The organism is Clostridium sulfidigenes (assembly GCF_000732635.1).
GTDB lineage: Bacteria > Bacillota > Clostridia > Clostridiales > Clostridiaceae > Clostridium_J > Clostridium_J sulfidigenes.
The window spans coordinates 26,388-44,022 of record NZ_JPMD01000003.1 but is presented as its reverse complement, the minus strand read 5'-3'; the positions used below and the strand labels follow the sequence as shown (position 1 = coordinate 44,022).

At 30.5% G+C, this 17,635-nt stretch carries 16 protein-coding genes; all 16 read left to right on the top strand.

Going from position 1 to position 17,635, the window contains the following annotated elements:
• Nucleotides 1-437 precede the first annotated feature (437 nt).
• The 16 genes from IO99_RS02685 (at nucleotide 438) to IO99_RS02620 (ending at nucleotide 17,624) form a co-directional block, all read left to right on the top strand.
• Nucleotides 438-5,090, top strand: a complete 4,653-nt coding sequence (locus tag IO99_RS02685) for a cell wall-binding repeat-containing protein (RefSeq protein WP_051823873.1) — start codon at nucleotides 438-440, stop codon at nucleotides 5,088-5,090.
• Nucleotides 5,091-5,202: 112 nt separating this feature from the next.
• The gene (locus tag IO99_RS02680; protein ID WP_035129897.1) at nucleotides 5,203-5,616 is read left to right on the top strand and encodes a hypothetical protein; all 414 of its coding nucleotides are present in this window, start codon (nucleotides 5,203-5,205) and stop codon (nucleotides 5,614-5,616) included.
• A gap of 97 nt (nucleotides 5,617-5,713) precedes the next feature.
• Entirely contained in the window at nucleotides 5,714-6,220 is a 507-nt protein-coding gene (locus IO99_RS02675; protein WP_198028547.1) for a GNAT family N-acetyltransferase, read from the top strand.
• A 262-nt stretch (nucleotides 6,221-6,482) separates the two neighbouring features.
• A complete protein-coding gene (locus tag IO99_RS18940) occupies nucleotides 6,483-6,641 on the top strand; it encodes a hypothetical protein (RefSeq protein WP_156964273.1) in 159 nt (52 codons plus the stop codon).
• A gap of 398 nt (nucleotides 6,642-7,039) precedes the next feature.
• The gene (locus tag IO99_RS02670; protein WP_035129896.1) at nucleotides 7,040-8,785 is read left to right on the top strand and encodes an ABC transporter ATP-binding protein; all 1,746 of its coding nucleotides are present in this window, start codon (nucleotides 7,040-7,042) and stop codon (nucleotides 8,783-8,785) included.
• Between the two features lie 20 nt (nucleotides 8,786-8,805).
• Nucleotides 8,806-10,593, top strand: a complete 1,788-nt coding sequence (locus IO99_RS02665; protein WP_035129894.1) for an ABC transporter ATP-binding protein — start codon at nucleotides 8,806-8,808, stop codon at nucleotides 10,591-10,593.
• A gap of 385 nt (nucleotides 10,594-10,978) precedes the next feature.
• Nucleotides 10,979-11,410, top strand: coding sequence for a GNAT family N-acetyltransferase (locus IO99_RS02660; protein WP_035129892.1), 432 nt, complete (start codon nucleotides 10,979-10,981; stop codon nucleotides 11,408-11,410).
• Nucleotides 11,411-11,456: 46 nt separating this feature from the next.
• Nucleotides 11,457-12,230: a GNAT family N-acetyltransferase gene (locus IO99_RS02655; protein ID WP_035129889.1), complete on the top strand. Its 774-nt coding sequence runs from the start codon at nucleotides 11,457-11,459 to the stop codon at nucleotides 12,228-12,230.
• Between the two features lie 20 nt (nucleotides 12,231-12,250).
• Nucleotides 12,251-12,787 (top strand): GNAT family N-acetyltransferase, encoded by a 537-nt coding sequence (locus tag IO99_RS02650; protein WP_035129886.1) that lies wholly within the window; start codon nucleotides 12,251-12,253, stop codon nucleotides 12,785-12,787.
• 43 nt (nucleotides 12,788-12,830) lie between these two features.
• Nucleotides 12,831-13,289 (top strand): GNAT family N-acetyltransferase, encoded by a 459-nt coding sequence (locus IO99_RS02645; RefSeq protein ID WP_035129883.1) that lies wholly within the window; start codon nucleotides 12,831-12,833, stop codon nucleotides 13,287-13,289.
• A 185-nt stretch (nucleotides 13,290-13,474) separates the two neighbouring features.
• Complete coding sequence (locus IO99_RS02640; protein WP_035129881.1) at nucleotides 13,475-14,317, top strand: MBL fold metallo-hydrolase; 843 nt, start codon at nucleotides 13,475-13,477, stop codon at nucleotides 14,315-14,317.
• Nucleotides 14,318-14,398: 81 nt separating this feature from the next.
• Nucleotides 14,399-15,250: a GNAT family N-acetyltransferase gene (locus IO99_RS18245; protein WP_051823870.1), complete on the top strand. Its 852-nt coding sequence runs from the start codon at nucleotides 14,399-14,401 to the stop codon at nucleotides 15,248-15,250.
• Between the two features lie 52 nt (nucleotides 15,251-15,302).
• The gene (locus IO99_RS02630) at nucleotides 15,303-15,812 is read left to right on the top strand and encodes a hypothetical protein (protein WP_035129878.1); all 510 of its coding nucleotides are present in this window, start codon (nucleotides 15,303-15,305) and stop codon (nucleotides 15,810-15,812) included.
• A gap of 237 nt (nucleotides 15,813-16,049) precedes the next feature.
• Nucleotides 16,050-16,172: a hypothetical protein gene (locus IO99_RS19590; protein WP_278245219.1), complete on the top strand. Its 123-nt coding sequence runs from the start codon at nucleotides 16,050-16,052 to the stop codon at nucleotides 16,170-16,172.
• 24 nt (nucleotides 16,173-16,196) lie between these two features.
• On the top strand, nucleotides 16,197-16,748 hold the full coding sequence (locus IO99_RS02625; RefSeq protein ID WP_242844071.1) for a GNAT family N-acetyltransferase: 552 nt from the start codon (nucleotides 16,197-16,199) through the stop codon (nucleotides 16,746-16,748).
• 48 nt (nucleotides 16,749-16,796) lie between these two features.
• Nucleotides 16,797-17,624 (top strand): DUF2785 domain-containing protein, encoded by an 828-nt coding sequence (locus IO99_RS02620; RefSeq protein ID WP_051823868.1) that lies wholly within the window; start codon nucleotides 16,797-16,799, stop codon nucleotides 17,622-17,624.
• The last annotated feature ends 11 nt before the right edge of the window (nucleotides 17,625-17,635 follow it).

Sequence of the window (17,635 nt, the reverse complement as noted above, 5' to 3'; positions counted from 1 at the left end):
GATGGCTTATTTATACTTAATAATAGATAAAATGGATGAATATATAATAAATCAATGTGATTTTAAATCATAATTTGATTATAAAATCAATGAATATATAGTTAACAAAATATAAATTGTAAATAAAATTAAGAATGATTAGGTATACGAAATTAAAATTTTTGTTATACTTTATTTTCGAAATAATGTAGATATTTGGATTATTGTGGATTTACATGTTGAAAAAATACCAAATACATGGATAAAAAAACAATAAAAAGTATTTTTATGTAATAGATTAGTGTTTATGGAAGAAAAATCAGATAATTTTTTTATTGAAATAAATTCTTATACTGTTAATATATTCTTAAAAGTATATAAAACAATTAACACAAGTTAATAAGTTTATATGCATATCATATAAGGTTAAGAAAATTATATATCAAGGGGGTAATTTAATGAACTTTAAAAAGGGCATATCTGTTGGACTAGCTCTATCTTTAGTGTTAGGTTCAACAATGACAGCTTTTGCATCGCCTAACGAACTAGTTAAGTCTTTGGGAGAAAGCAAAGAAAAACTAATGGTGTTACAGGCTCAGATAAAACAAGAGCCAGCACTACAAACAATTAAGGACTCTGATGAAGTTAGAATTATAGTAGAATTAGACAGTGAGGCTGTACTTGAAAAGGCTACTAAAAAGGGTATAAAACTTGATGAAATGAGTAAATTTGAAGTTGGTAAACTTCAAAACCAAGTTTTAAAAGAACAACGCTCTTTACAAAGTAAGATGAGTTCTAAAGGAATTAAATTTGAAGTTATAAATAGCTTCACTAATGTAGCTAATGGATTTAGTATGAAAACTACGCTAGGACAAGCTAAAAATCTTGAAAGTATGGCTGGAGTTAAGTCAGTTACTATTGCTAATGAATATGAAAGACCAGAGCCTATGATGAATAATAGTGGTGAAATCATAAAAACGGAGCAAACCTGGGCTAGTGGTTACAATGGGGAAGGTACAGTAGTAGCAGTTATTGATACTGGTGTGGATTCAACACATAGAGATATGGTTCTTACAGATCAAAGTAAAGCTGAGCTTCAATCAGATGAAGTACAAGCTATATCTAAGGAAAAGAAATTACCAGGTACTTATAGAACTTCAAAGGTTCCATATGGATATAACTACATGGATAATAATCAAGAAATCTTAGATTTAGGTCCAGATGCTTCAATGCATGGTATGCACGTTGCAGGAACAGTAGGAGCTAATGGAGATACTAGCAAGGATGGAATCAAAGGAGTTGCTCCGGAAGCACAAATTCTTGCCATGAAAGTATTTGGTAATGATCCATCTATGGCTTCTACCTTTGGTGATGTTATAGTTAAGGCTATAGATGATTCAGTACTACTTGGTGCAGATGTTATTAATATGAGTTTAGGTTCAACAGCATCCTTTGTAGATGATACAGATTTAGAACAAGTTGCTGTTAATAGAGCTGTAGATAATGGTGTAGTTATGGCAATATCAGCAGGAAACTCTAACGTGTTTGGAGATGGGCATGATAATCCATATACTGAAAATCCTGATTATGGTGTTGTTGGTTCTCCAGGGTTAGCAACAGATTCTCTTCAAGTAGCATCTATAGAAAACAATGTTGTTACTGGATTTGGATTAGAGTTTTCAATTGATGGAGAAAAGAATATAGCTCCATACACTTTATCAGGAACAGATATTTTATCTGTATTTAAAGGAAAAGAACTAAAAGCTGTAGATTGTGGACTAGGTGGATTACCAGAACATTTCCCAGCAGAAGTTAAAGGTAATTTAGCTTTGATTGAACGTGGTGGATATAATTTTACAGATAAAATAGCTAATGCTGAAGCAGCAGGTGCTACTGCGGTTGTAGTTTATAATAATGCTGGTGGTGGAGAAGGACTTATAAGTATGATGTATCCAGAAGGCGGAACAATTCCAGCGTTGTTTATAGGAAATTCATATGGTGCTAAAATTGCAAAACAACTAAAAACTTCAGAAGTTAAGGTTGTAGCAAATGGAAACACTGTATCAGTTCCTAATACAGTTAAAGGAAGTATGTCAGATTTTACATCATGGGGAACTACTCCAAATTTAGAGTTTAAACCTGAAATTACTGCCCCTGGTGGAAATATATGGTCAACACTTAATAATAATAATTATGGAAATATGAGTGGTACATCTATGGCAGCACCACATGTAGCTGGTGGGTCAGCCCTAGTACTTCAAAGAGTAGATAAAGAATTTAAATTAACTGGTGAAGCAAGAGCTAAAATGGCTAAAAAGTTAATGATGAGTACAGCTGTAGCTCATGTAGACAATGGACCAAATCAGGCAGAAGGCGTTGTTGCAGGACCTAACTATACATCACCTAGAAGACAAGGTGCAGGAGTTATGGATCTTCAAGCGTCTACAACCACACCTGCCATAGTTACAGATACAACCACTGGTGAATGTAAGGTTAATCTAAAAGAGATTAAAGGTAATAGTGCTACATTTACTATAGAAGTTCAAAATTTTAGTGACAAAGAATTAACTTATAATGTGGCAGGTACTGTTCAAACAGATTTAGTTGATGAACAATACACTTACTTAGAAGCTCAAAATATAATTAATAAAGGCACTAAAAAATTCCCAATATCATTTAGTAATAATTCAATTAAAGTAGCTGCAAAGGGTAAAACTCAAATTACTGCTACTGTGGATCTAAACAATGCTATAACTGGAATGAATAAAAAATCTATTGAAGAAGTTTTTGTAAATGGTGGATATGTAGAAGGATTTGTAACTTTAACTGATCCTACAGATACAAACCCAACTTTAAGTATTCCATATTTAGGATTTAAAGGTGAATGGGACAAAGCTCCAGCTATAGATGCATCAATCTATGAAACAAAAAGAGCATCTTTCTATGGAGTTACATCTATAGTTAATGATAATATAGATTTCCTAGGTGTAGATTTATCAGGTGAAAAGGCAGATGGAAATAAAATTGCATTCTCTCCAAATGGTGATGGAGCAAATGATACAATATTACCTGTTCTTTCTTACTTAAGAAATATGAAGGAACTAGATATAGAGGTATTAGATAAAGATGGAAAAGTTATAAGAAATTTAACTCAAGATTTTAAAGTAGGAAAACATTACCACGATGGAAAATATGATAAGTATAGTATCCGTAAAGATGCTACTTGGGATGGAACTGTTAACAATAAGATAGTTTCAGATGGTGAATATACTTATAGAGTTAAAGCAAAAGTAGATTATGAAAATGCTAAATGGCAAAACTTTGACTTTAAAGTAAATGTTGATACAAAGGCCCCTGTAGTTAATAAAGTTAATTATAATAAGGATACTAAACAATTAGAAGTAATTGCAGAAGACAATAATAAGGGTCATATTTTTAAATATGTGCTTATTAGTGATGGTAAAGCAGTAGAAGAAAATGCAACAGGAAAATTTGATTTAAGCAAGTTAGATTATAAAAAATGTTCTGTAGAAATCTATGATTATGCACAAAATAAAACATCTATTAAAGTAACAGAGGCAACTGCAGGAGAATATAAAGAGCCTACAGGAGCAGTACAAGGAGATACTACAATTCCAACAGTAATGGTTACTGGACCAAAATTCTTTGGAGTATCAAATAGTGGAAAGGTAGCTGTTGAAGGTACTGTAAAGGATGCTTCATCTATATCTGAGTTTACTGTAAATGGAAAGAATGTACCATTAACCTTTGATACGCATAGTGGTCTTTGGAACTTCTCAACAGAAGTAGAATTAAAAGATGGATATCATAGTATTATGGTTGCAGCTGTAGATGCTGCAAATAATAAGATAGAATTTGCTCATAAAATATTTGTAGATACCACAGCACCAGTAGTTAATCTTGAAGCTGTACCATCTGAAACTACTAAAGATTCAGTAATTATTTCTGGTAAAATAAACGATAACCTACCAAGCTTAAAAGTTAAGGTAAATGGTAATGTTGTTAAAACAATAGCACCAGATTGGTCATACTTTAATGATTTAGAAAGTGCTAAATATGATTTAGCTTATGAAGTAAAATTAGCTGAAGGTGAAAATAAGATTTCTGTTGAAGCTATAGATGATGCAGGAAATACAACTGTTAAAGAAATAACTATTAAAAAGGTTAAAAAGATTGTTGAGTCTACTGGTAGATTATATGGAAAAGATAGATATGCAACAGCAGTAGAAGTTAGTAAGACTGGTTGGAAGAATTCAGATATGGCTGTAATAGCTAATGGAACAGCTTATGCTGATGCTTTAGTAGCAGCACCTCTTGCAGCAAACTACGATGCACCAATATTATTAACTGAAGCTGGTAAATTAACTGAAGCTACTAAGACTGAATTAAAGAGATTAGATGTTAAAACAGTTTATGTAGTAGGTGGAACAAGTGTTATATCTGAAGCTACAGTTAAAGAGATGGCTAAGATGGGAATTGATGTAGTAAGATTAGGTGGAGCAAATAGATATGAAACTTCACTAGCAGTGGCTACACAAATAGATAGACAAAAGAATGTTGAAAATATCTATGTAGCAGGTGGATATGCTCCAGCAGATGCATTAACTATTTCATCTAAAGCAGCTACAGATAAGACTCCAATAATATTAGTTGAAGCCAAAAAGGTTCCTAAGAAAGTATTATCATGGCTTAAGAATCAAAAACTTAAATCAGCTTATGTTATAGGTGGAGAAAGTGTAGTTAAGGACTCAGTTATGAAAGATTTAAATAAAATCACATCTGAGGATATATCTAAAAATAGGATAGGAGGGGCAAATAGATACGAAACTAATGCATTAGTTATAGAAAAATTATTTGCAAAAGAGCAAAAGAATATGTATGTAACTGAAAGCATGAAGTTAGTAGATTCTCTAGTAGTTGCACCTCTAGCAGCTAAAACAGGTTCACCAGTTATAATAACTAATTCTAATTTATCTGATAAACAAAAGTCTTTAGCAGATAAGATGTTAGTTAAGAAAATAGTAGAAGTTGGTGGACAGGTTAATAAAGCAGCTGTACAAGACTTAGTAAATAGAATAAATAATAAATAAAATAAGGAAATAGTAAAATATCCTAGGTAGTAATGCCTAGGATATTTTCATACCATATATATACATTGTTACATATATGGTATAATTGTATTAAAATGTTAAGGGGGATATCATGTATATAATAGTAGGACTAAATATGTTATTAGTTTTCATAACAGTAATTTATATGGTAAAAAATATACTTATTAATTACAGATTATCTGAAAGTAGATTTAAAAATGGATGTATTGCCATACTTATTTGTATAATGGTATGGTTTGCTGGAAATGGAACTTTTATTGGTATTAAAATAATAGAGGCAGAGGATACTTTAGAGTACATGGTTAATAATGAAAAAGAGGAATATGAAGAAATAGATATAAATTCTGTTAAATTAACTATTGAAGGAAATAAAGAATACGTTAAGAAATATTTTTTAATTTCAGGAGTATCTTTTATATTTTTTGTGTTATTAACAAAGAATATATCAAAAGAAATAAGGGAAAGACCTACCACAAGCAAATGGGACTTATCTAAGTATAAATAAAAGCATATTTACAAACTCCTATGTAAAGGGTTAATATAATTATAGAAAGTTTATTAACTTTCAAAATATAAAGATGTATTATAGGGGGATTTTTAATATGGAAGGTACAATAAAAACTAAAGTAGAAAATTATACTTTAAGATTTGCTGAAGAGAAGGATATACCTTTAATTCTAAAATTTATAAAGGAATTAGCAGATTATGAAAAGCTTTTAAATGAAGTAGTTGCTACTGAAGAAATTTTAATGGAATCATTATTTGTAAGAAAGGCAGCTCAAGTAGTAATTGGGGAGTATGAAGGTACACCAGTAAGCTTTGCATTATTTTTCCACAACTTCTCAACCTTCACAGGTAAACCAGGTTTATATTTAGAAGATTTATATGTGAGACCTGAAATGAGAGGAAAAGGAATGGGAAAAGCACTTCTTTCATTCTTAGCTAAATTAGCAGTAGAAAGAGATTGCGGTAGATTTGAATGGTGGTGTATTGATTGGAATGAACCATCAATAAAATTCTATAAGCAACTTGGAGCAATACCAATGGATGAATGGACTGTATATAGAGTATGTGATAAAGCATTAACTAATTTAGCATCAGAATTCTAATTTATAATTACATTTTAAATGATAGGTAAAATTTTAATATATAATATGGTTTATACATTTAAAATTTTGATTTCTTAGCCACTATTTAATAGTGGCTATTTTTCATAAAATTATATTGAATAGAGGTTATATTTTATAAATTCAAAAAATTTAGAAAAAGTCATTGACATTATTTATATTAATTGTATATAATAAAAGGGTAGTAAAAATTAGTAAAACTAAATAAAACTAGAAAATAAATTTTGAAAAAGGAGGTAGGAAAATGTTAAACAATTTATTAGTAATCAGTGAAATGAATAGAAATAGAGTTAATGCTAGAGTCAATATTGGCGCTGGCAATATTAATGGTGCATATAATCACATTTTACAATTTAATATTTGGAATATTACCCTGCCTCAGAATATAGGTTTAAAAGATTGATTTTTAACAAACTATTTTGTGAGAAAAGTCCTAGGGTAACCCGGGACTTTTTATATATTTATAAGGCTTTTAATACAATTATTTATACTAAGATAAGTAAGATATACATAAGCCTAAAATGAATTTTAATATTTAAGGATTAAATCCTTAGTATTATTCACGCTATAGATGATTTAAGTCATAGTCCTATATACCAAGAGGTATAGGACTATGACTTTTTTATTTTTATTTTTAATTATATCTATAGCAAACTTATAGACAGCAGAGTTTAACATGATTGGGGATTATAGGACAAAAGGGAGGAAGTATTATGACTAAGAGGTGGCTTGTAGATACTAATTTTACACATTAAAACATAAGAGGTTAATAATAATAACCACATTGAAGGAGGGATTCAAGTGAAAAAAATCTTGAGTTATGTAAAAAATCATTTAGGGGTAGCTATATTTGGTATAGTTTCAATGATTCTGGTAATTTCAGCAGATTTAACAATTCCCTATGTAACTGAAATATTTATAGATGATGTACTTCGTGGTAAAAACTATGAAATTATAAATAAAATATTGTTTATTATAGGATGTATATCATTAATAAAGTTTTTCTTTGGATATTTAAAGGAGTATCTATTTGATTATTTAGGAATAACTATTTCTAAGGAAGTAAAGGAAACTTTATTTAAGCATATTGAAGGACTGTCCTTCTCTTACTTTGACAAAGTAAACACTGGTGAATTAATGTCAAGGGTTGGGGAAGATGCAGATAATATAATGGACATTATGGGCTTTGGATTTAGGCTTTTAATAGAAAATATAGCCTACTTTGGCATAGCTTCAGTTCTATTATTAAGGATAAGTCCAACACTTACCTTAGTAGCTCTTTCTACTATGCCAATAATAGCATATATCACCATAAAATCTGAAAAGAAGATTGATGATGTATATGACAGAATAAGTGACCACATTGCAGAGCTAAATACTACGGCACAAGAAAATATTGCTGGAGTTAAGCTAGTTAAAGCTTTTGGAAGAGAAAAACATGAAATTCTTAAATTCTTAAAATACAATTCTAAAAACTTTGACTTACAAATGGAACATACAAAGATATGGATTAAGTTCTTCCCATTAGAGGAGTTCTTAGGGAATCTTTCTGTAGTTCTTGTAACCTGTGTAGGTGGTATTTTAGTAATCTACAATAAGATTACTGTAGGTCAATTGGTGGCATTCACTAGTTATCTATGGATGCTTATATGGCCAATGAGAGAATTTGGATGGCTTATGAATCTATTCTCTAGAACTAAGGCTTCAGCAGGAAAGATAAACAACATTTTAGAGGTAAGCACTACTATTGAAAATTCTAAAGAGGGAATTGTTCCACAGAATATAGAAGGTGAATTATCACTTAAAAATGTATCTTTTACCTATGGAGAAAAGAATGTATTAGATAATATAAATCTTAATATTAAAGCTGGATCTACAGTAGCTATTATGGGTACTACAGGTTCAGGAAAGTCAACATTAATGGCACTCTTAGGAAGAAACTATGATGCTACAGAAGGAGAAATAACTTTAGATGGTATAAATCTTAAGGATGTAAACTTAAAAGCCTTAAGAGATAGTATTTCTATAGTTCCACAGGATTCTTTTCTATTCTCTGATACCATTGAGAATAACCTTAAATATGGTAAGAACAATGCTACTAAAGAAGAACTAGAAAAGGCTGTAGAGCTTGCATGTGCAAAGGAATTTGTAGATGGACTTAAGGATGGATATGACACATTAATCGGTGAGAGAGGTCTTGGACTCTCAGGAGGTCAAAAGCAAAGATTATGTATAGCTAGAGCTTTGATAAGAGATAGCAAAATTTTAATTTTAGATGATTCAACTTCTGCTTTAGATATGGAAACAGAGTATCAATTACTTAAAAATCTATATCATGGAGACACGAAGAAGACTACCTTTATCATTGCCCATAGAATATCAGCTGTAAAAAATGCAGATATGATTTTATATATGGAAGATGGAAAGATAGTAGAGAGAGGAAATCATCAAGAACTCTTAAATAAAAAAGGTAAGTATTTTGAGATATATCAAACTCAATTTAAAGATTTCTTAGAGTTGTCAGATGAAGATGTGGCTAACTTTTAAGAGAGAAAGAAGGTGCTAGAATGGCTAAAAATTCAGTTAATCAAGACGAAAAAATTAATAGTTTAAAGGGTCGGGATATACTAATAAGATTAGTGAAATATGTAAAACCCTATAAGTTAAAAGTATCTTTAGTACTTTTTCTTATGCTTATAGTAATGGGTACAGGGCTTTTAAGCCCTATGCTTTTAAAGATTGCTATAGATAATTATATTGAAGTAAAAGATGTAGTAGGACTTATAGTTATAAGTCTAGGGTTAGTAGGAATAAATGTTATAGGTATGTATGCTAGTAAATTATCTACCTATCAAATGAATAAAACCACTCACAGTATACTGCATACTATAAGGCAAGAGCTTTATATTCATATACAAAAACTCTCCTTTTCCTTTTTTGACGATAGACCAGTAGGAAAGATTTTAGCGAGAGTTGTTGGAGACGTAAACTCTCTTTCAGAGCTGTTTTCAAAATCTGTTACTACAGTTATACCGCAGGCGCTAAATCTTATAGCTATCGGAGTAATACTTTTTGTAATGAATGCAAAATTAGCTATAGTTTCTATAATAATTTTACCGGTACTTGCAGTTGTAGTATCTACAATGATGGTAAAAGCTAGAGCTAAATGGCAGGTATTTAGACAAAAACGTTCCAATTTAAATGGCTTTACCCATGAATCTTTTTCAGGGATAAAGATTATTCAAAACTTCACCTTTGAAGGAGAAACTACTAAGAAATTTGAAAAAGCTGTAGGTGAGGTTAGAGATGGATTTTTATCAGCAGTTAAATACAACGATTGGCTTTGGTCTTTTATAGATATGTCCTTTGGAATAAGTTCTATCATAGTGTTTTGGTATGGAGCAACCTTAACTAGACGTGGAGAAGTTTCTATAGGAACCATAATAGCTTTTATATCATATACAAGTATGTTCTGGAGACCAATCATAAATATAGCTTCTTACTACAATACATTAGTTACTAACTTTGCAGCAGCAGAGAGAATATTTGAAATTATGGATGTAGTACCAACCATTGATGAGATGGAGGGAAGTGAAGATATGCCAACTATTAAGGGAGCGGTAGAGTTTAAAAATGTTTCATTTGAATATGAGAAAGACGTTCAGGTACTTCACAATGTAAACTTTAAAATAAGACCAGGTGAAAATATCGCCTTAGTTGGACCAACAGGGGCAGGAAAGACTACAATAACTAGCTTAATCAGTAGATTTTACGATACTACTGAAGGGGAAGTTTTAATTGATGGTAAGGACGTTTCTAAGGTCAATCTTTATTCCTTAAGAAGCCAAATGGGAATAATGCTTCAAGATACATTCTTATTCTCAACTTCTATTAAGGAAAATATTAGATATGGAAAATTAGATGCTACTGATGAAGAAATCATAGCAGCAGCAAAGGCAGTTAATGCCCATGATTTTATTATGAAATTAGAAAAAGGATATGACACAGAAGTTAACGAAAGAGGTTCAAGGCTTTCAGTAGGACAAAGACAACTTATATCCTTTGCAAGAGCATTACTTGCAAATCCAAGAATTCTTATCCTTGATGAAGCAACATCTAATATAGATACGGCAACAGAAATATTAGTTCAAAAAGGTATAAACAAATTACTTCATGGAAGAACTTCCTTTGTAATTGCCCATAGACTTTCAACTATAAGAGACTGTGACAAAATTATGGTAGTAGATGATGGTGAAATTGTAGAAAGTGGAACTCATGAAGAATTATTAAAACTTAAAGGATTCTACTATAACTTATACATGGCTCAGTACAGCTTCTTAAATGAAGGAGCATAAGTGACCATATAAATCTACGATTTAGATCTGGGAACTTACTCATTTGAACAAAGTGAAAAGGAGTTTCCTTGTGAATAATATAAGAAAATAAAATTTATTGCTGATTCAATGCATGATTTAAAATTAAATTTTACCTATGAGCTATGTAAATAGTTATATAGCTTCATAGGAAACTATGGAACTATTTGCATAGGTAAATAGTTCCATATATAACTATTTAAATATATAAATAGTTAACTAGTTGTTCTGTTCATGCGGGTTTTAGCATTTTTCTATATGGTAAATGATATTAAAATAGAAGGATTAAATTCTTTAATTAGGAAATAAGATTGAATAATTATTAATTAATCTTATTTTCAACTTTATATATTAAGGGGAAATAAATATGAATGAAGAAAGTATTAAAATAGAAATACCTAATGAAGAAGAAGTAGATTACATTGATGATATGCTTATGGAACACAACAAGCTGTCTAAGCCCTTTGAGCAAGATGAGCCATACATTAAGATAAATCGTTGTATTAAGAATGAAAAGGGTGAGGTCATAGGAGGAATATTAGCTTACTCTGTGTTTTGGCATATTTTCTATATTGACACATTGTGGATTCATGATGATTATCGCAATAGAGGATATGGTTCAATACTTTTGAAAGAGGCAGAGGATGCAGCAAGGAGTCAAGGATGTCATATAGCGCATCTAGATACCTTCGATTTTCAAGGTCCGGACTTTTATATGAAGAATGGATATAAGGTTTTTGGAATTTTAGAGGATAGCCCTAAAGGACATAAGGAGTATTTTTTAACTAAGAAATTATAAATGAAGTTAAGGGAAATATTTGAATTGAAATGAGGAGAAAATTTTAATGATCTATGAAGTAGATAGTAATTTAAGAAAAAATTTATGTTCTGTTTTTAAAAATATAGATTGTACACTTATTCTTTCATGCCTTCAAGGACATATGGGAAAAGCTTGGGCTGATGACATTGAAAAACCAACAGTTGTACAGGTTATAGTAGGGGTTTTTGCATTTTATGCAGGAGACCCTAACAGTAAGGAAGCAGAAGAACTACTATATAATTTGCCTGAGAATATTTTAGTTATCGTGGATACTGAAGAGTGGAAAAAACGTATAGAAATTATTCATAAGGGACGTATGGAAAAGTTTCAACGATATAGATTTAAAAGGGATATTAAGAATTTAGATGTTGATCATTTAAATACATTTCTATCAACATTACCTGAAGGATATGAGTTAAAAAAAATAGATAAATCTTTAGCAAAAAATCCATCACTACAAGAGTTATCAGAAGATTTTACAAGTCAGTTTAAATCCATAGATGATTATATCAATATAGGCATTGGATTCTGTATTTTGCATAATGAAAAGATTGTATCGGCAGCGTCATCTTATAGTGTTTACGATGAAGGAATCGAAATTGAAGTTGATACACTTCCAGAATACAGAAGGAAAGGGTTAGCAACTATAGCAGCTGCTGCATTAATTTTAGACTGTATTAGCAAGGGGAAGTATCCTAGTTGGGATGCTGCTAATCTTGAGTCTGTTAAGTTAGCTCAGAAGCTTGGATATGTATTAAAAGAACCATATGATACTTATTATGTTAATTATATAAGATAGATTTATTAAGGGGTTTTAATATGAAGTTTAAGTTTGTACCTATGAATGATAATTATGCAAAAACAATGATTAATGAATGGAAATATGAAAATGAATATTCTATATATGATTATTGTAATGAGGCAGAAGATTTACAGGAAAATAAAGATTGGGGTTTCAGTAAATTTGCAGTTTTGAATGAAAAAGAAATTTTAGTAGGGGAATTAACTATAAATTTTTTTAGAGAGGTTGAAGAAAATTCAGATGATGATGGTTATGTTGATATAGACACCGTGAAAGATAATCCTGATGTATTTTATGAAATGTGGATTGGTTTTGGGTTAAAACCTAACTTAACAGGAATAGGTTTAGGAAAAGAATTTGTTTCTGCTTGTGTTAATTTTGCAGTAGAACATCATCAATATAAAGGTGATTATGTAAGGCTGGGAGTAGCTGAATTTAATAAAAGAGCCATAAAAACTTATGAGAAATCAGGCTTTAAAGTATTTAGTGAATATGATGGCGAGATTGCAGGAGAGAAAGTCAAAGTATTATGGATGAGAAAGTCGCAATCGTAGAAAAGTGCGAATTGAAGATTATAAATATAAGGTGGTGCAAAATATGAAAGTAAGAAAAGTGGTTAAAGAGGATATTGACCTCCTCATAAAGATTCGTATGGATTACCTGTTTGCAGAAAAAGGTGTGTATTCTTCGGAAGAAGTGCAAGATATTAAAACGAAGTTAGAAGAATATTTTACTCAACACCTTAACAAGGGATTTATTGCTATCATTGCCGAGAATGAAAATGAAGTATTAGCAACTGCATTTATGTCAATCGTTGAAAGACCTCCGATAATAGCGTTTTCATCATATCTTGTCGGTACGGTATACAATGTTTTTACATACCCTCAATATAGAGGAAAAGGCATTGCAACGAAAGTTATGACTGAACTTTTATCGGAAGTAAAGCTATTAGGCGTTGCCGCAGTTGATTTAATGGCCACTGAAAAAGGGAAACCATTATATGAAAATCTTGGATTTCGAGTATCAAATTATACATCAATGAATAAGTTCCTCTAACTCATGTAAAAAGCATAATCAGATGTTGTTTTACTTCATAATTTTCATATATCACGAATTATTAACAAAGTTATATACAGAAAATAGTCTAAAAATAAAAGAAGTAAATTTAATGTAGAAACTTTATTGAAACATATATAATAAAAAATCTAATTATAACTAGAGAGAAAACAGGAGGGATTACTATGAATTTTAAAATAATAGGTAGTGGAGGATGTGTTACACTACCAAAGCCACTTTGCTGTTGTAGAGTATGTATGGAGGCGAGAAAGAAGGGAAATCCTTATGCAAGATTTGGATGTAGCTTATATCTAGAAGAAGCTAAGCTACTTATAGATACCCCAGAGGATATTTCTCAAAGCTTAAATTATGGAGAAATTAAGGAAATAGATAGAGTTTTATATAGTCATATGGATCCAGATCATACCCTTGGTATGAGGGTATTTGAACAGCTTCGACTAAATTGGCTAAATATTTCCCAAGGAATAGAATGTGAAAATCCTATAGAAGTTATAGCTATGGATCATGTAATGGAAGATTTAAATTCCATACGCTCAAAGCATGGCTCATATTTTGACTACTATGAAAAAATAAGAAATTTAATAAAAAGACATGTGGTTAATGATTCAATACAAATAGGAGAAATAAAAATAACTCTAATTAAGGCTGAATCTGCTACAGTATTTGTTTTTGAAGAAGGAGAAAAGAAGCTTATATATGCTCCTTGTGATGTAAAACCTTTCCCAGTGAATGGAATCTTTAAGGATGCTGATGTAATGATTATAGGTAATACAGTTATTGGTGATGTCTTAAAGGGTGACTTTAAGTTAGAAGAGGACAATCCTTTAAGAGAAGAATTATTTGTAATGGATGAGATAGTTGAGTTAAAGAATAAATATAATATAAAAAAGGTTATAATGACACATCTTGAGGAAGATTGGGGAAAATCCTATGATGATTATTTAGAATTAGAAAATCATTATGAAGATATTAGCTTTGCTTACGATGGAATGGTAATAGAGTTATAAAATTTATTCAATAAGAGTACAAATCATTAGATAGAAAAGGGGGCGTATTTAGTATGAGTTAAGGCTCATACTAAGAAAATTATGAAGGTGGTTATATATGATAAGGTTGAAGATTTTTTAAACATTAATGAAGAGATACTTTTAAAGAAAGAAGCAGTAAATCAGTTGATACTATTTAATGCATATACAAATAGGGAAAAAGATACTAATAATGATATATTATTTGGACGTGTAGAGGATGAGGTTGGAGCATCACTTATTTTCTGTAATGTAAGCCCATATAATTTGCTAATACACAATTTAAAGGAAGAGGTAGATGACTCCATTAAAGTTTTAGTAGATTACCTCTTAGAAAATAAAATTGATATAAGTGGCATTAACTCTAATAAAAAGGTTTGTGAAAAATGCATTGACTATTACGAAAAAAAAGCAAAATGTAAATTTCATGAGCGTTTAGCCATGGACATTATGGAGCTAAGAAAACTAAACCAAGTTACTTTACCTAAAGGATACTTTCGTGAAGCTACAGAGAAGGATTTAGATTTAATAATAGATTGGCATATTAGATTTGCAAAGGAAGCTTTAAATGAGGACATAGCTGTAGAAGACTTTATAGAAAAATTAGTAATTAGAATTAAAAATGGAGCTATATATATTTTCGAAGATGAAAATCATGTGCCAGTTTCTATGGCAGCATTTACAAAACAATTAAAGAAAGGAATTTCTATTAGTTTAGTTTACTCAGATGCTAGAAAGAGGGGCATGGGCTATGGAGTTGCTGTAGTTTATAACCTAAGTAAATTATATTTAGAAAGAGGAAATGAGTTCTGCAGCCTCTTTGTAGATAAACGCAATCCTGTATCTAACGGAGTTTACGCTAAAATAGGATATAAAATTATTGAAGATAATTTTGATTATAGAATTATTCAGTAGGGATTAAAGAGAGAGTAATTTTTAGAATTTTTAGAAAGCTAGGTGACTTATGATGATAAACATTATAGATACTTTTAAGGATTATAAGGGATTTATGGAAGAAAACTTAAATAAAGAGCCTAAAGAAAAGATGGAGTTATGGGAGAAGTTTTATAATAGTAATTTTCCAGAGATGGGGAGAAAGTGTAAAGAAGACTATGAATCAGAAGGGTATAACTGGAAGGAAATAGGACTAACTATGGTATTTAATAGGTCTGAGGAGGACTTTCCTAATATGATAGAAGGCTATAAGAATCTTTTAAAGACTTTTAATGGTATAGAAGAAAAAGTTAAGGCTATATTTCATATCGAAATGGATATAAATATAGTGATATATAGGGGATTATTAAATTCTGCTGGATGGGTAGATGAATATGAGGGGAAAAGAGCTATGCTCTTTGGTGTTGATAAGATTGCAAAGCTTGGATGGCAACAGAAGGAAAAAATAGATGCTTTAGTTTGTCACGAACTTTGTCATGTAGTTCACTTTCAAATAAGAGGTGAATCAAAATTACCAAAGTAGGTAGATAAGAATAAGTATAATGAAGGAATCTGGAATATATATGAGGAAGGCTTTGCCCAATATTTTCAACAAGTATTAGGAGAGAGTATCGTTGATTCTAGGGGAGAGCAGTGGAGCATTGACTGTGAAAAGTTAGAAAAAGAACTTAAATTAAAATATGTAGAAGCTTTAAAGGACAAAGAAAAAGGAACTAGAGATTTTTATGGTGATTGGTTTAAAGTTTTAGGTATCAGTGATGTGGGGTATTTCTTAGGAGCTAAGCTGATAGGTGAGTTAAGTAATAGATATGTAATAGAGGATATAGCAGTTATGGATTTTGTGAATATAGAAAAAGAAGTTTTAAGATTTTTAGAAGCATAAGGGTAAATGAAAGAAGTGATGAGTATGAAGGATGACATATTAAAGCTAGTAAAATTAGAAAATAGCAAGGTGCTTATATTAAGAAAACCAACAGAAGAAGATGCAGAATCCATGATTGAGTATCTAAATATAGTTGGTGGAGAAAGTGATAACCTTCTATTTGGTAAGAATGAGTTTAGACTTACTGTAGAACAGGAGAGAGAATATATTAAAAATATAAATGAAAATAATAATGCTCTTATGCTCCTAGGTATTATAGATAATCAAATAGTTAGTGTTTCACAAGTTAGTGCTCCCAATAGAAAAAGAATTGCCCATAATAGTGAATTAGCTATTTCAGTAAAAAAGGAATGCTGGAGCATGGGAATTGGCACTACAGTTATGGAAGTATTAATAGACTTTGCTAAAAATCATGAAACTATAAAAACTATAAGTTTAGGTGTTAAAGCTAGCAATAAAAAAGCTCAACATCTTTATGAGAAGCTTGGATTTGAAAGAGTAGGGGTTCATAGAAACTTTTTTAATATAGATGGAATTTATGATGATGAAATTCTTATGGATTTGTATATAGATTAAAGACGTATTACGGGGATTTAATAAAAGGTTAAAGGGGTGATATATAAGTTGGAAAAACAAGAATTAAAACAATTGTTAAAGAATATACAGGAAAATGAATATAAAGTTCCAGAAGGGGTTAATCCATATGAGTTATCCCTAAAAATGATGGATAATATAGGAGATATTGATAGTGAATTGCGTGATGATCTTATACTTTCCAATCTATTTACTTGGATATATGAAAATCAGCTATCAGAAAAGCAGGTTAATGAGCTATTGTGGACAGCTTTAGATGAAAATCATATTCTTAAGGGGTTAGGTAATATTGATGATTCGGTTTTCGGTAGAACCTTTTCAAGTGAAATAGTTGCAGCATGCATCTATAGACATAGAAGTGATAAGTTCTTATCTAAAAGTGATATGGAAAAGGCCTTTGATACTCTTTTGAAATTTTATAATGAAGATAAGGATGTTAGAGGACATATAGAAGTTAAAGGCTGGGCTCATGGAGCTGCCCATGGTGCTGATGCTCTTGATGAATTTGCTAAGTGTGAAGAAATTGGATATGAGAGATTAAAAAACATACTAGATGCATTTTATAAAAAGTTAAATATAAATTACTATGGATACATTCATTTTGAAGATGAACGTATAATAACAGCTGTTAAATCTATATTGGAAAGAGAAATAATACCAATAGAAGAAATTGAAGAATGGATAAAAAGTTTTAATAAAATAGAAAAAGTAGGAAAGTATCCAGAAGATTTAGTCATTGCATTTAATGTGAATATGTTCTTAAAAAGCCTGTACTTTAGACTAATTGATATACCTAAATATGAGAATATTGCAAATACAGCTAGAGAAGTATTGAATAAAATAAGTAGATTTAAATAAGGGGAGTAGAA

Coding starts and splice junctions, on each gene's coding strand:
- IO99_RS02685 (WP_051823873.1), top strand. CDS start 438: ATGAACTTTAAAAAGGGCATATCTGTTGGACTAGCTCTATCTTTAGTG.
- IO99_RS02680 (WP_035129897.1), top strand. CDS start 5,203: ATGTATATAATAGTAGGACTAAATATGTTATTAGTTTTCATAACAGTA.
- IO99_RS02675 (WP_198028547.1), top strand. CDS start 5,714: ATGGAAGGTACAATAAAAACTAAAGTAGAAAATTATACTTTAAGATTT.
- IO99_RS18940 (WP_156964273.1), top strand. CDS start 6,483: ATGTTAAACAATTTATTAGTAATCAGTGAAATGAATAGAAATAGAGTT.
- IO99_RS02665 (WP_035129894.1), top strand. CDS start 8,806: ATGGCTAAAAATTCAGTTAATCAAGACGAAAAAATTAATAGTTTAAAG.
- IO99_RS02660 (WP_035129892.1), top strand. CDS start 10,979: ATGAATGAAGAAAGTATTAAAATAGAAATACCTAATGAAGAAGAAGTA.
- IO99_RS02655 (WP_035129889.1), top strand. CDS start 11,457: ATGATCTATGAAGTAGATAGTAATTTAAGAAAAAATTTATGTTCTGTT.
- IO99_RS02650 (WP_035129886.1), top strand. CDS start 12,251: ATGAAGTTTAAGTTTGTACCTATGAATGATAATTATGCAAAAACAATG.
- IO99_RS02645 (WP_035129883.1), top strand. CDS start 12,831: ATGAAAGTAAGAAAAGTGGTTAAAGAGGATATTGACCTCCTCATAAAG.
- IO99_RS02640 (WP_035129881.1), top strand. CDS start 13,475: ATGAATTTTAAAATAATAGGTAGTGGAGGATGTGTTACACTACCAAAG.
- IO99_RS18245 (WP_051823870.1), top strand. CDS start 14,399: ATGAAGGTGGTTATATATGATAAGGTTGAAGATTTTTTAAACATTAAT.
- IO99_RS02630 (WP_035129878.1), top strand. CDS start 15,303: ATGATAAACATTATAGATACTTTTAAGGATTATAAGGGATTTATGGAA.
- IO99_RS02625 (WP_242844071.1), top strand. CDS start 16,197: ATGAAGGATGACATATTAAAGCTAGTAAAATTAGAAAATAGCAAGGTG.